A 13,489-nucleotide genomic window follows, 5' to 3' on the forward strand; every position below is an offset into this window, starting at 1 on the left:
CCTATGTTAAAACCCATTTTGTTAGTCGAAGACAATCCGCACGACCTGGAACTGACCTTGATCGCCCTGGCCAAGAGCCAGCTGGCCAATGAAGTGATCATCGCCCGCGATGGCGCCGAAGCGCTCGACTACCTGCTGTGCCGCGAGCAGTTCGCGCGGCGCGAGGCGGGCAATCCGGCCGTCGTCCTGCTGGACCTGAAGCTGCCGAAAGTCGATGGACTGGAAGTGCTGAAGGAAATCCGCAGCACGGCCGGACTGCGCAGCATCCCCGTGGTGATGCTGACGTCATCGAAGGAAGAGCAGGACTTGCTGCGCAGCTACGAGCTGGGCGTGAACGCGTATGTCGTCAAGCCGGTCGATTTCGAGGAATTCGTGCGCGCCATTGCCGACCTGGGCATCTTCTGGGCCGTCCTCAACGAACCGCCGCCCGGATCGCACCGCTACGTGCGGCCGCAATAAGGCGACGGCCGGCCTGGCGCCGGTCTCAGCCTGCGGGTTTGCTCCGACGCAATAAATGCCGGATACGCGCGCTGAGCACGTCCGGCGTGTAGGGTTTTTGCAGCAGGTTGACGCCGGGATCAAGGCGTCCCTCATGCGTCAGGACGCCCTCGGCATAGCCCGAGGTAAATAGGATGTGCGTGCCGGGCAAATGCTGGCGCACGGCCTCGCTCAGTTGCAGGCTGCTGGTGTCACCCGGCATGATGACATCCGTAAATACCAGGTCGATCGGCATGCCCGAATGGACCAGGCTCATGGCCTTGCCCGCATCGGCCGCCTGCAGCACGCGGTAGCCCAGCGCCGACAGCAGCTCAACGGTCGAGCGCCGCACTTCTTCCTCGTCTTCCACCACCAGGATGGTTTCCAGGCCGCGGCTCAGCGGCACTGTCACGGGCTCTTCGATGGCGGCCGCCTGGCTTGCGCTGCGCAGCAGGAAAATCTTCACGCTGGTGCCCACGCCCGGCGTACTCTTGAGAATGATTTCGCCGCCCGACTGCTTGACGAAGCCGTACGCCATGCTCAGGCCCAGGCCCGTGCCCTGGCCCGTGGGCTTGGTGGTGAAGAACGGTTCGAAGGCGCGCTGCAGCACCGCCACCTCCATGCCCTTGCCCGTATCGGCAATTTCCAGCATGACATAGTCTTCATTGCCCACTTCCGACAGCAGGGGGGAGCCGGACGGCTGGTTTTGCGCGCGGATGCTCAGGGTGCCGTCCGCCGCCATGGCATCGCGTGCGTTGATGGCCAGGTTGAGCAGCACGTTATTGAGCTGGTTGGCGTCGACCATGGTGCTCCACAGTCCCGCCTCGATATCCGTGACGATGGTGGTGCGCGGATCGAGCAGGCGGCGGATCATGTCGCCCATGTCGCGCAAGACCTGGCCCGGATTGACCAGTTGCGCCTGCAGCGGCTGGCGCCGGGCGAATGCCAGCAGGTGCGCGGACAGCTTGGCGCCCCTTTCCACGCCGGCCAGGGCGATGTCGATGCGGCTCAGGGCCTTCTCGCTGACGCCGCCGAGCAGCTTGATCAGTTGCAAATTGCCGCCGATGATTTGCAGCACGTTATTGAAATCGTGGGCGACGCCGCCCGTCAACTGGCCGATGGCTTCCATCTTCTGCGCCTGGTGCAGCGCCGACTGGCTCACGGCCAGTTCTTCCTGGCTCAGGCGCAGCGAGATGAAGGCGGCGTCGCGCTGCTGGCGCGCCACGTAGGCTGCGCTGTGGTAGCGCACGCGGGCCAGCAATTCGCGCGAGTCCGGCCATTTCACCAGGTAATCATTGGCGCCGCTGGCAAAGGCCGCCACCTTGATCGACGGATCTTCCTCGGACGACAGCAGCACCACGGGAATGTGTTCGGTGGCCGGATCGGCGCGCAGCATGCGGATGACATCAAAACCGTCCGCGCCGGGCATGCGCAAGTCGACCAGCACGGTGGTGGCGGCCACTTCGCGTGCCAGGGCCACGGCGTTTTCCGAGCGGGCGTCGTAGCGCAGGCGCACATCGTCGCAGCGTTCGAAGCCGTACGCGATGAAATCGAGCGCAAGGGCTTCATCATCGATGAGTAAAACGGAGAAGCAAGGAATTTCTTGATTCATAAGCAAAATCGGAATAAGGGAGGCGTTGCCCGGCTTGCCAAGCTGGCGCAAAAAATATTCTACAGGAGCGCTGATGTTTCCTCTGCGAACATGGCTGCGGAGTGCGGCTATTGGTTAAGTCGGCAACATAGGCGCGCATCCCTGGCGTCCCTGCCTTGGCGGACGCGGGAGGCGTGCATATGCGGCTATAATTTTCAGCATCGACGACGATAACAAGAGCGCGACGCGCCACATCCCCTGGAGACAGCATGCAAGCAATGAGTTATGTACATGGCGCCCACGAGACGCCGTTGATCGGCGAAACAATAGGCGCTTACCTGGACGGCATCGCCGCCCGCTACGGCCAGCATGACGCCCTGATCGTGGCGCACCAGAACGTGCGCTGGACGTATTTGGAATTCCAGCAGCGCGTGCACCGCCTGGCGGCCGGCCTGCTGAAGCTGGGCTTGCGGCCGGGTGAACGGGTCGGCATCTGGTCGCAGAATTGCGCCGAATGGGTGCTGACGCAGTTTGCCACGGCGAAAGCGGGGTTGATCATGGTCAACATCAACCCCGCCTACCGGCGTTCGGAACTCGAGTATGTGCTCGACAAGGTGCAGTGCAGCGCGCTGATCCTGTCGCCCAGCTTCAAGTCCAGCGACTACCTGGCCATCGTGCAGGATGTGGTACCGGAAATCGCTCGTTCGCGCGCCGGCGCGCTGCAGTCGCCGCACCTGCCGCAGTTGCGCCACGTCATCCGCCTGGGCGCGGCCGCCACGCCAGGCATGCACAACTTCGATGCGGTGATGGAAGGCATCACCGGCGCCGACCTGGCGCATCTGGAAGAAGTGAGCGCTACCTTGCAGTTTGACGACGCCGTCAACATTCAGTTCACCTCCGGCACCACGGGCGCGCCGAAAGGCGCCACCCTGACGCACCACAATATCCTGAACAACGGCTTTTTCATCGGTGAAGCCATGCGCCTGACGCAGCAGGACCGCCTGTGCATTCCCGTGCCCCTGTACCACTGTTTCGGCATGGTGCTGGGCAACCTGGCCTGCGTCACGCATGGCGCGGCCATGGTGTATCCGGGCGAAGGCTTCGATCCGAAGGCCGTGCTGGAAACGGTGCAGGCCGAGCGCTGCACGGGCCTGCATGGCGTGCCGACCATGTTCATCGCCATCCTCGACCATCCGGACTTCAAGCAATACGACCTGTCCAGGCTGCGCACCGGCATCATGGCCGGCTCGCCGTGCCCGATGGAAGTGATGAGCCGGGTCATCGAGCTGATGCACATGGCGGAGATCACCATCGCCTATGGCATGACGGAAACCTCACCCGTCAGCTTCCAGACATCGATCGAGGACCCGCGCGAAATGCGCGTGTCGTCCATCGGCAGGGTGCATCCGCACCTGGAAGTGAAAATCGTCGATGCGGAAGGCCATATCGTGCCGCGCGGCGCCAAGGGCGAGCTGCTCACGCGCGGCTATTCCGTGATGCAGGGCTACTGGGGCGATGCGGAAAAGACGGCGGAGGCCATCGACGCGGCGCGCTGGATGCACACGGGCGACCTGGCCGTGATCGACGCGAACGGCTTTTGCAGCATCGTCGGCCGCTCGAAAGACATGGTCATCCGCGGCGGCGAAAACATCTATCCGCGCGAAGTGGAAGAATTCCTGTACCGCCATCCGAGCGTGCTCGACGTGCAATGCGTGGGCGTGCCGGACGCCAAGTATGGCGAAGAACTGTGCGCCTGCATTATCTTGCGGCCCGGCACGCAGGCCACCAGCGAGGATATCCGCGCGTTTTGCGACGGGCAGATCGCCTACTACAAGATACCCCGCTACGTGCGCTTCGTGGCGGAATTTCCCATGACGGTGACGGGCAAGATCCAGAAATATGTGCTGCGCCAGCAGGTGGCCAACGATCTGGGCCTGGGCGGAGACTAAGCTTTGCGCCGGCACATAAAAAAACACCGGGACGCTCGCGCGGCCCGGTGTTTTTGATTGCTTCGGCGTAAGACTTAAGCCATGTGCATCTGTGGTGCGCGTGCCGGCGTGCGGCGGCGCAGGAATGCCAGCAAGCCCAGGCCGGCCAGCAGCATGGCGTAGGTGCCTGGTTCCGGCACGGCCGACACGTTCACCGTGTTGAAGCCGGCACCGTTCATCGAGACATGGCCATAGTTGATGGAGCTGACCGAATCGGCGATCAGGGTGCCGTTCATGTTGCCCGAACCCGAAAATGCGCTGTTTGGCGCCAGGATGCTGCCGTTGATGCCGACATTGTTCAGGTTGGTGGTGGTGGCGTTGGCGAAATTGAACAGCGTGCGGTTGGCGTAGCTGCCGAAATTGTCGAAGCCGCCGCTCATGGTGATGTTGCTGGCGCTGCCGTTGATGATGATGCTGGCCGTGCTCTTCAGCGAGGACAGGTCCAGGGTCAGGTTATGCAGATTCGACGCATCGATGTTGAAAATGTTCACATCGGCGTTGATGTTGCCCACCAGGGTCATGTTGCCGTACTGCGACACCACGGTACCGTTCGATTGCAGCTTGGCCACATCGCCCGACAGGGTCGTCAGTTGCTGCTTGGCACCGGCGAAGTCCAGGGTGGAAGCATTGCCTTTGCTGATGTTGTTAGTCGGGAACCATTGTGGCGCCGTCAGGGTGGCGTTAGCGTTGCTCACGCCATACACGGCCGAACCGGTAAGCGTGCCCCAGCCCGTGTTCAGGTTGCCGCCAGCCACGATGGTATTGGCGGCGCTGCCTGCCGTCTTGTTCGTGCCGACGGAGTAGTTATTCAGGAAAATGTCGCCGCCGGCGGCGATGCTGCCGCCGACGCTGGTAAAGCCGCTGGCCGCACTGCTGCCGATGTTGCCGAAGATGAAGGCGGAATAACCATTGGCAACGCCAAGGTCAACCACGGTTGCCTGGGCCGCCGTGCTGACGGAGAAGGCAAACAGGGCGGCGCTGATCAGCGGCAGGGTACGTGTGGTAAATAATTTCATGGACATTCTCATAGTAATTTGGGGACGGAGAGGGCGGGAAAGCGACACACCGCCATCACGCAGCCAGCTATTATAATCTAAAAAGCAATTCTAGTTCAATTTAAGTAATTAAATATATTTTAATGCAACACTTTTCATGCATTTAATATGTTCAAATGAGCAATAAAAAACCGGGGCTGCTGAGCTGGCCCCGGTTTTTTTGCGGCTTTTTGCCGCGCTAGCGTACCCGCTGGTACAGGCGGAAGCGTTCCACGTCATCGGTTGGGCGGCGGCCTTCCCACAGCTTGACCCAGCCGGCAGCGTGCTTGGGCAAGCGTTCTTGCTTGTCCGCTACTCTGGTGCTGTCCTGCAGCAAGTACAGGTCGCATTGCTTCTGGCCCACCTCGGCAAATGGCAGGCGGCCGTAGTAGCCGAACGTGGCCCGCTGGGCGGGGCCGACATTGCTGTTGATGCACTTGCTATTCGGTGGCAGGTGGATGGAAATCTGGTGCGCCACGCTGGTGTAGCTCTTGCTGTAGTTCAGTTCTGGCAAGAACAGCGTCATGATCAGCACCCAGATCAGGATCAGCCCGCCGGATGACAGCACGACGGCGCGCCACAGCACGGCCGGCTGGCGCGAGATGCGCCAGTGCACCAGGGCGACCCAGCCGGCGCTGACGCAGGCGGCGACGAAAAACGCCACCAGTTCCAGCTCGGGTTTAAATCCCGGCAACAGTTTCAGGGCGTTGTAGGCCATGCGCGGCGGCCAGCCCGTCAGGGTGGCGAACCAGAACAGCCACAGCACGAAGGCGCAAATGGTCAGCACCATCACGGAGAACCAGTCGATGGCGTTGATGGCGCCGCGTTTCATGGTCAGCAGGCCGAAGGCGGCCATCACGGCCAGTGGCGGCAGCAGCGGCAGCAGCTGGCTCGGGTCCGGATCCGGATGGCACAGGCCGAGGATGGCCAGCATGGCGACAAAGGTCAGCGGCACGACAATGTGCAGCACGTGGTGCTGGCGGCGCCAGGCGTACACGGCCCAGGCGGCGAAAGGCCAGGCGGGCCAGAAGAACCAGATGCCGACGCGCAGGAAATACTGCAGGCTTTTCACGCTGGGCGGGCTGAACTGGCGGCAGTTCCATTCCATCCACGCCTGCAGCGGCGAATGGCCATACGGCTGGATCAACTCGCCCGGCAGCAGCCAGACCAGGGTCAGCCCGATGGCAACGAGCACGGCCAGCGCCAGGTGGCGCACGCTGCGCAGCAATGGCAGGCGCAGGAAGACGGTGCACAGCAGCATGGCGATGACCAGCGCGGCCGGCGTGATCCAGCCGCGCGTGAGGGTCAGGCCGCCCAATGCCAGGCCCAGCAGGGCGGCATTGCGCACGGACGGGCCTTCCACGTAGCGCACGGAGCGGTACAGCAGGTAGGCCATCAGGGAAACGTACAGCGCTTCGGCCGTGATGTCGTGGCTGTGCTGCAGCAAGCCCAGGCAGCCCAGGTAGATGAGCACGGCGGCATCGGCCAGGGTGCGGCCGAAATCGTCCGGCTCGGGCTGGCCGCCGAACGCCAGGCGCAGGGGCTGGGCATCGTTGCGGCGCCCCAGGTGGAAGGCGGTGTACCAGACGGACAGGGTGCTGACGACAAAGATGCCGATGGTCGACATGCGCGCGCCAAACACGTCGCCGTCGATCCAGCCGAACAATTTGATGAAAATGGCACCCAGCCAGAAGGCCAGCGGGCCTTCTTCCGGCATGGACAGGCCGGCCACGTTGGGCCATAGCCAGTCGTTCAGGCCGCCGTGCGCCATGGTCCACATGATGCCGAAACTGGCGGCGTCATCGTTCTTCCACGGTTCGCGGCCGATCAGGCCAGGCAGGATGTACAGCAGGCCAAGCGCAAACAAGGCCCATCGTGGCAGCGCGAGTGTGGCAGCGGCGGGAAGGCGGACTGGCTTCATCGATGGTCGGTATCAGTAAAAATGGTAAGACGCATGAGCAATGGCGTCGGGGGTAAGCGGCAGTATAGAGGAAAGCGGCACGGGTGGCCAAAGCTGTTGCCAAAGACAAAAAAGGCAGCCGTAGCTGCCTTTTTCCTGGTAGCCGAAGCTGCCCTTTTTGCCGCGAGCGGCAAAAATTAGCCTGCTGCGACTGCGGTTTTCGAACCAACGGAACCGAACTTCTGACGGAACTTCTCGACGCGACCAGCGGTGTCGACGATTTTGTGCTTGCCCGTGAAGAATGGGTGCGATTCAGCCGAAACCTCGATCTTCACCAGTGGGTATTCTTTACCGTCGTGGGTGATTTTTTCGCGGGTTTGGATGGTCGAACGGGTAACGAATTTGAAATCGCACGACAGATCGTGGAAAACAACTTCGCGGTATTCTGGATGGGTATCGACTTTCATGGGATTCTCTCTAAGTAGGTAGCCAAACAGCACTTCGTCGGTCGTCTTGCTTCTTGACCCGATTGCCGATCACTTGCCAGGGTTTAAAATAATGCAACCGTCGATTATATAGCGCTTTCCCGTCGCAGGCAATAAAAAAGCCGCTCAATGAGCGGCTTGGCCCTAGCTGAGAGGCGAGATAAAACCGTAGCGAGCAGGCCACAGTTGCGATTGAGTAGCGGAACTGTACTTTAGTACAGTGAGCAACGGAGATCGCAAATGTGGCCGCGCAGTAGGTTTTAGCCGCCTCTACGCATCATGTCGAAGAACTCGGCGTTGTTCTTTGTGGCCTTCATCTTGTCGAGAATGAACTCCATCGCCTCGATCTCGTCCATCGAGTACAGCAACTTGCGCAGGATCCAGATTTTTTGCAGTTCGTTTGGCTTGATCAGCAGTTCTTCGCGGCGCGTACCCGATTTGTTCAGGTTGATGGCCGGGTAGACGCGTTTTTCGGCCAGGCGGCGTTCCAGATGCACTTCCATGTTGCCGGTACCCTTGAATTCTTCAAAGATCACGTCATCCATGCGCGAACCTGTTTCGATCAGCGCCGTGGCGATGATGGTCAGCGAGCCGCCTTCTTCGATATTGCGCGCGGCGCCGAAGAAGCGTTTTGGACGTTGCAGCGCGTTCGCGTCGACACCACCGGTCAGGACCTTGCCCGAGGCAGGGATCACGGTGTTGTAGGCGCGTGCCAGGCGGGTGATCGAGTCGAGCAGAATCACCACGTCTTTTTTCATTTCGACCAGGCGCTTGGCTTTTTCCAGCACCATCTCGGCCACTTGCACGTGGCGCGTGGCCGGCTCGTCGAAGGTCGAGGCGACGACTTCGCCGCGCACCGAACGTTGCATTTCGGTAACTTCTTCCGGACGTTCGTCGATCAGCAGCACGATCAGGGTGATGTCCGGGTGGTTCGCCGTGATCGCATGCGCGATGTGCTGCAGGATCACGGATTTGCCGGATTTCGGCGACGCCACCAGCAGGCCGCGCTGGCCTTTGCCGATCGGGGCGATCAGGTCGATGATGCGGCCGGTGATGTTTTCCTGGCCATTCATTTCACGTTCCAGGCGCAGCGGCTCGTTCGGGTGCAGCGGCGTCAGGTTTTCAAACAGGATGCGGTGTTTCGAGGCTTCCGGCGATTCGCCGTTGACCTTGTCTACTTTGACCAATGCGAAATAGCGTTCGCCATCTTTCGGGGTCCGTACCTCGCCTTCGATCGAATCGCCGGTGTGCAGATTGAAGCGGCGGATTTGCGAAGGGGAGATGTAAATGTCGTCGGTGGACGCCATGTAGCTGGCGTCAGGCGAGCGCAGGAAGCCGAAGCCGTCAGGCAGCACTTCCAGGGCGCCATCGCCAAAAATCTGTTCGCCGGACTTGGCGCGTTTTTTCAGGATAGCGAACATCAGCTCCTGTTTGCGCAAGCGGGCTGCGTTGTCAATGTCAAGACCGATCGCCATCTCAAGCAGGGCGGATACGTGTAGGGCCTTTAGTTCGGATAAATGCATATGTGTTGAGTGTCCCGAGACGGGATGTAAAGGTAGGGGAGGGGACTGCGTGGCGTTGATTAATTATTGGGGAAGGCTGTGCACGAATGATGGCAAAGCCGCTTCCCGGACGTTCCAGTCAGGCGGCGCTGCGGGCGCAGCGCTGCCTATCATACATTAAATGTTGCTGTCGACGAAAGCGGTCAACTGGCCCTTGGCCATGGCGCCCACTTTTTGCGCAGCTGCAACACCATCCTTGAACAGGATCAGGGTCGGGATGCCGCGGATGCCGAACTTGGCAGGAACTGCCTGGTTGGCGTCAACGTCCATCTTGGCGATCTGGATGCGGCCGGCGTATTCCTTGGCGACTTCTTCCAGGATCGGGGCGATGGCCTTGCAGGGACCGCACCATTCCGCCCAGAAGTCGACCAGCACTGGCAACTCGGAGTTCAGGACGTCTGCTTCAAAAGATGCATCGCTAATGTGTTTGATATTTTCGCTCATATTTTCCTCAAATGAGGGTGGGATCAATAATGCCTGGAATTAACCATACGCTGGTTCGCCATCCATGCTTCCTGGAATACAGCTTGAAGATGGGGGCAATGGGCACGAATTCAATGTTCTTGGAAGGTGCGACCAGAGGTATGCAGGCGGGGATGGCTGAAATAATAACCCATTTTTTCAAAGCGTGGCGATTATTGCAGAAAAACTTGAGGCAGATCGGCCCGCTGCCCGTTCAGCGGGCGGCAAAGCCGCATGCCTGCTGGCGCGAACCGGCGCCGCGCCCCCTTGTCATGCATCACCTTCCTGGGCCTGGGCGCTGGTGGAACGCGCCGAGTGCTGGCGTTGCAAGTTCACCATCAGCTGCAATTCCGCGCTTTCCATCGGCTTGCGGAAGGTGCCTAATATATGCAGGCCATTGGCCACGGCCAGGCGCTCGGCCGCCAGGCGCACGGCCGAGTGCAGGCCCGACAGCAGCACCACGCCGCCGCGGAAGCCATTGTCGGCCGCCATGCGCAGAAATTCGATGCCGTCGATATCCGGCATGGACAGGTCGCAGATCAGCAGGTCCGGCTGGTGCTGCTGCAGGCTGCTCAGCGCCTGTTCGCTGTGCGATTCGCAGCGGATGTCGAACTGGCCCAGCTGCTCGAGCATGTCGCTGAGCACGTCGAGCATGAAGACGTCGTCGTCGAGCAGCAGTACGCGCAGGGGCGCCAGGCCCGCTTCATCCTGGGCCTTGGCCTCGGTGTGTGGATTCGATGCATTGTTCATGTGATGTCTTTCTGTTTCCGGTTTGTCTGCTGCATCGTGGTCGATGCTGTTTGTCTTGCCGCAACGTCCTGGCGGTAGCTAGTCGTCGTTGGCAAAGCTGGTGTTATTCATGATTTCTTCGGTAATCTGGTCCAGCAGGGGCCACAGGCGCGTGACGATGCGCCGCGCCCGCTCCGTTTCCTCGGCCGGCTCGCCCGGCGCCAGCGTCTCCAGGCTGTGGCACAGTTCGGCCAGGCCCAGGGCGCCCACCGTGCGTGCCGACGACTTGATGCGGTGCCCCAGTTCGCGCACCTGGTGCACATCGCCGCGCGCCAGGGCCGCGTCCATGTCGCCAAAGCCGTCCTGCGTCGTCTGCAGGAACTTGAAGGCGAACTTGCGCACCTTTTGCGGGTTGTAGCCCAGCAGCTTGGCCAGGATGGACAGGTCGATCACTTCCGGATCGCCGGCCAGGGTGGTCTTGAAGGCGGGCGCGGCGCGGCTGCGCGCGGGCGGCGGCGTGTCGCGCGCCGGCAGCCAGCTGGCGATGGTCTGGTACATCATGGCCGGCTGGATGGGCTTGGAAATGAAGTCGTCCATGCCGGCATCCAGGCAGCGCACGCGGTCTTCGCTGGTGGCCGTGGCCGTCATGGCCAGCACGCGCAGATGCGCCAGCTGCGGGTCGGCGCGGATGTGGCGCGTTGCCTGCAAGCCATCCATCAGCGGCATCTGCACATCCATCAGCACGCAGTCGAACTGCGTCTGGCGCAGCAAATCGAGCGCCTCTTCGCCATTGTTGGCCAGGCAGACGGACGCGCCCGCTTCTTCCAGCAGTTCCAACGCCACCTGCTGGTTGAAGGTATTGTCTTCCACCAGCAGGATGCGGGCATCCTTGAGCGTGCGCATGACGAGGGCCGCGTCGGCGCTGGCGCGCATGGCGGCCGCCGTCTGCACCATGCTGTCGAGCACGGCGGGGGCGGCCTGGTCGGAAATGCCCAGGTTGGCAGTAAACCAGAAAGTGCTGCCGGCGCCGGGGCGGCTGTCGACGCCGACGTCGCCGCCCATCAGCTGGGCCAGCTGCTTGCAGATGGCCAGGCCCAGGCCCGTGCCGCCGTATTCGCGCGTGGTGGAGGTGTCGGCCTGCTGGAATGACTGGAACAGTTTGCTCATCTCGTCCTGCGACAGGCCGATGCCGTGGTCGCACACTTCAAAGCGCACCAGGCAGTGCTTGGCGTCCGCCACCACTTTGTTGACCTTGATGGTGATGCTGCCCTGTTCGCTGAACTTGACGGCGTTATTCGCGTAATTGATCAGCACTTGGCCCAGGCGCAGCGGGTCGCCCACCAGCACGGCCGGCAGTTGCGGATCGATCTCGAACACCAGTTCCAGGTTCTTGCCGGCGGCGCGCGGCGCCACCACCGTCATCAGGGTTTGCACGACGTGGTCGAAACTGAAGTTGACGCGCTCGATTTCCAGCTTGCCCGCTTCGATCTTCGAGATGTCGAGGATGTCGTCGATGATGCCCAGCAAGTGCTCGCCGGCAAAGCGGATCTTTTCCAGGTAATCGCGCTGGCGCGGCTCCAGTTCCGTCTTCAGCGCCAGGTAGGCCATGCCGATCACGCCATTCATCGGCGTGCGGATTTCATGGCTCATGTTGGCGAGGAACTGTCCCTTCGCCAGGCTGGCTTCCTCGGCCACCTGCTTGGCCTGGTCGAGCTGTTCCGTGCGCTGCGCCACGCGCTCTTCCAGATGCTCGTTGAGTTCGCGCAGGGCGCTCTCGCTGCGCTTGTGATACGTGATGTCCGTCAGGCTGGCCACCACCATGCCGACCTTGCCGTACTCATCGCGGATGGCTTCCGTGTTGACGGACAGCCACAACAGACTGCCGTCCGGCTGCTGCACGCCCATCAGCACGTCGCGCATGGCCTCGCCCGTCGACAGGGTGATGTGCACGGGATGGCTGTTGCGGTCGAAGGCGGAGCCGTCCTCGCGCACGGCTTGCCACAGGCTGCGGTTGGCCTGGCTGGCCGGGCTGGCCGCCAGCATGCGTTCGGCGGCGGCATTGCTTTCCAGGATATGTCCATGGCTGTCCTGCACCACCAGGCCATTCGTCACGGCGCCGAAGACGGAAGCCATGCGCTGGCTGGAGTTCGACAGCGCGATCGAGGCCTGGCGCCGCTCCGTGATGTCGGTGATCATTGCCAGGGTACCGCCCGGCTCGCCCGTTTCCGACTGGATGCTGGTGCTCGACAACAAGCCCCACAGGCTCGACAGATCCTTGCGGAAGAAGCGGAAATCGACCTGGTCCGGCTGGCTGGCCAGGCTGCCGTGGCTGGCCAGGCGCCGCTGCATCAGCAGCTGGCTGTCGCGGTCCATGAAGTCGAGCATGGGGCGGTGCAGCATTTCCTGCACCGTATAGCCGAGCATGTGCGCCATCTTCGGATTGACGAAGGTGGTCTTGCCATCGGCATCCGTCATCCAGATGCCTTCGGCCGCCGTCTGCACGATCAGGCGGTAGCGTTCCGAGCTGGCGTGCAGGGCTTCCTCGGCGCGCTGGCGCTGCGTCATGTCGCGCAGCGAGACGATGGAAAACACCTGCCCCGCCATGCGCAGCGGCGACAGGCTGACCTTGGCCGGGAAGTGCGTGCCGTCGCGGCGCCGCGCCATCATTACCCTGCCAGGCAGGCTGTGCCTGGCCTGCGGGTCGCCTGCCGACTGGCTGGCCGTGCTTTCCGGCACCAGCTGATCGAGCGACATGCCCGCCAGTTCGGCCAGCGGATAGCCGAAGCAGCGCGCACCGATCTGGTTGGCGTAATGCACCTTGCCATCGACATCGGCCACCAGCATGGCTTCGGGCGCCGCTTCGAGCATGCAGCGCATGCGCAGTTCCTCGTCGTTCTTGCGTTCGCTGATGTCGCAGACGATGCCGCTGGCCTGGGTGGCGGCACCGTCGGAGGCGCGCGTGAGGACGGCGCCGCGCGCCAGCAGCCAGCGCCAGTGGCCATCGCTGTGGCGCAAGCGGAATTCGCAGTTGAAGACACCCGGCGCCTGGCCGTCGAAGTGCTGGCGGAATGCCTGGCTGAGGCGCGCGCGGTCATCGCGGTGCACTTCTGCCAGCCAGGCGGCCAAGGTGTGCTCGAGCCTGGCCTGCCGGTCGCCCAGTATCTCCTGGTACACGGCAGAGAACAGCAGGGTGTCGCCCTGGCAGCGCCAGGTCCAGCCGGCCATGGCCGCGCGCGCAAGGCTTGCGCGGCATGCGGTCCG

At 62.2% G+C, this 13,489-nt stretch carries 10 protein-coding genes; 2 read left to right on the forward strand and 8 right to left on the reverse strand.

What is annotated here, in order from left to right:
• The first annotated feature begins 3 nt into the window (after nucleotides 1–3).
• Entirely contained in the window at nucleotides 4–459 is a 456-nt protein-coding gene (locus JaAD80_RS01615) for a response regulator (RefSeq protein ID WP_102292589.1), read from the forward strand.
• A gap of 25 nt (nucleotides 460–484) precedes the next feature.
• Here JaAD80_RS01615 and JaAD80_RS01620 read toward each other — a convergent pair whose 3' ends face one another.
• Nucleotides 485–2,089, reverse strand: a complete 1,605-nt coding sequence (locus tag JaAD80_RS01620; protein ID WP_102292590.1) for a response regulator — start codon at nucleotides 2,087–2,089, stop codon at nucleotides 485–487.
• Between the two features lie 248 nt (nucleotides 2,090–2,337).
• Here JaAD80_RS01620 and JaAD80_RS01625 point away from each other — a divergent pair, with 248 nt between their 5' ends.
• Nucleotides 2,338–4,017, forward strand: coding sequence for an AMP-binding protein (locus JaAD80_RS01625; protein WP_102292591.1), 1,680 nt, complete (start codon nucleotides 2,338–2,340; stop codon nucleotides 4,015–4,017).
• A gap of 74 nt (nucleotides 4,018–4,091) precedes the next feature.
• Here the strand turns inward: JaAD80_RS01625 and JaAD80_RS01630 are convergent, their stop codons facing one another.
• The 7 genes from JaAD80_RS01630 to JaAD80_RS01660 all read right to left on the reverse strand — a co-directional run.
• A complete protein-coding gene (locus JaAD80_RS01630) occupies nucleotides 4,092–5,072 on the reverse strand; it encodes a choice-of-anchor A family protein (RefSeq protein ID WP_258002764.1) in 981 nt (326 codons plus the stop codon).
• A 217-nt stretch (nucleotides 5,073–5,289) separates the two neighbouring features.
• On the reverse strand, nucleotides 5,290–7,011 hold the full coding sequence (locus JaAD80_RS01635; protein ID WP_102292593.1) for a glycosyltransferase family 39 protein: 1,722 nt from the start codon (nucleotides 7,009–7,011) through the stop codon (nucleotides 5,290–5,292).
• Between the two features lie 176 nt (nucleotides 7,012–7,187).
• A complete protein-coding gene (locus tag JaAD80_RS01640; protein ID WP_034746247.1) occupies nucleotides 7,188–7,457 on the reverse strand; it encodes a type B 50S ribosomal protein L31 in 270 nt (89 codons plus the stop codon).
• A 278-nt stretch (nucleotides 7,458–7,735) separates the two neighbouring features.
• Nucleotides 7,736–8,998 carry a transcription termination factor Rho gene (gene rho, locus JaAD80_RS01645; RefSeq protein WP_010401543.1) on the reverse strand — a complete coding sequence of 421 codons (1,263 nt, stop codon included), beginning with the start codon at nucleotides 8,996–8,998 and terminating at the stop codon, nucleotides 7,736–7,738.
• A gap of 156 nt (nucleotides 8,999–9,154) precedes the next feature.
• Complete coding sequence (gene trxA / locus JaAD80_RS01650; protein ID WP_102292594.1) at nucleotides 9,155–9,481, reverse strand: thioredoxin TrxA; 327 nt, start codon at nucleotides 9,479–9,481, stop codon at nucleotides 9,155–9,157.
• 288 nt (nucleotides 9,482–9,769) lie between these two features.
• Nucleotides 9,770–10,249 (reverse strand): response regulator, encoded by a 480-nt coding sequence (locus JaAD80_RS01655; protein ID WP_102292595.1) that lies wholly within the window; start codon nucleotides 10,247–10,249, stop codon nucleotides 9,770–9,772.
• A 78-nt stretch (nucleotides 10,250–10,327) separates the two neighbouring features.
• On the reverse strand, nucleotides 10,328–13,489 hold a 3,162-nt coding region (locus JaAD80_RS01660), incomplete at its 5' end, for a PAS domain-containing hybrid sensor histidine kinase/response regulator (RefSeq protein ID WP_102292596.1).

The sequence above is a fragment of the Janthinobacterium sp. AD80 genome, assembly GCF_002878455.1.
Classification (GTDB): Bacteria; Pseudomonadota; Gammaproteobacteria; order Burkholderiales; family Burkholderiaceae_D; genus Janthinobacterium.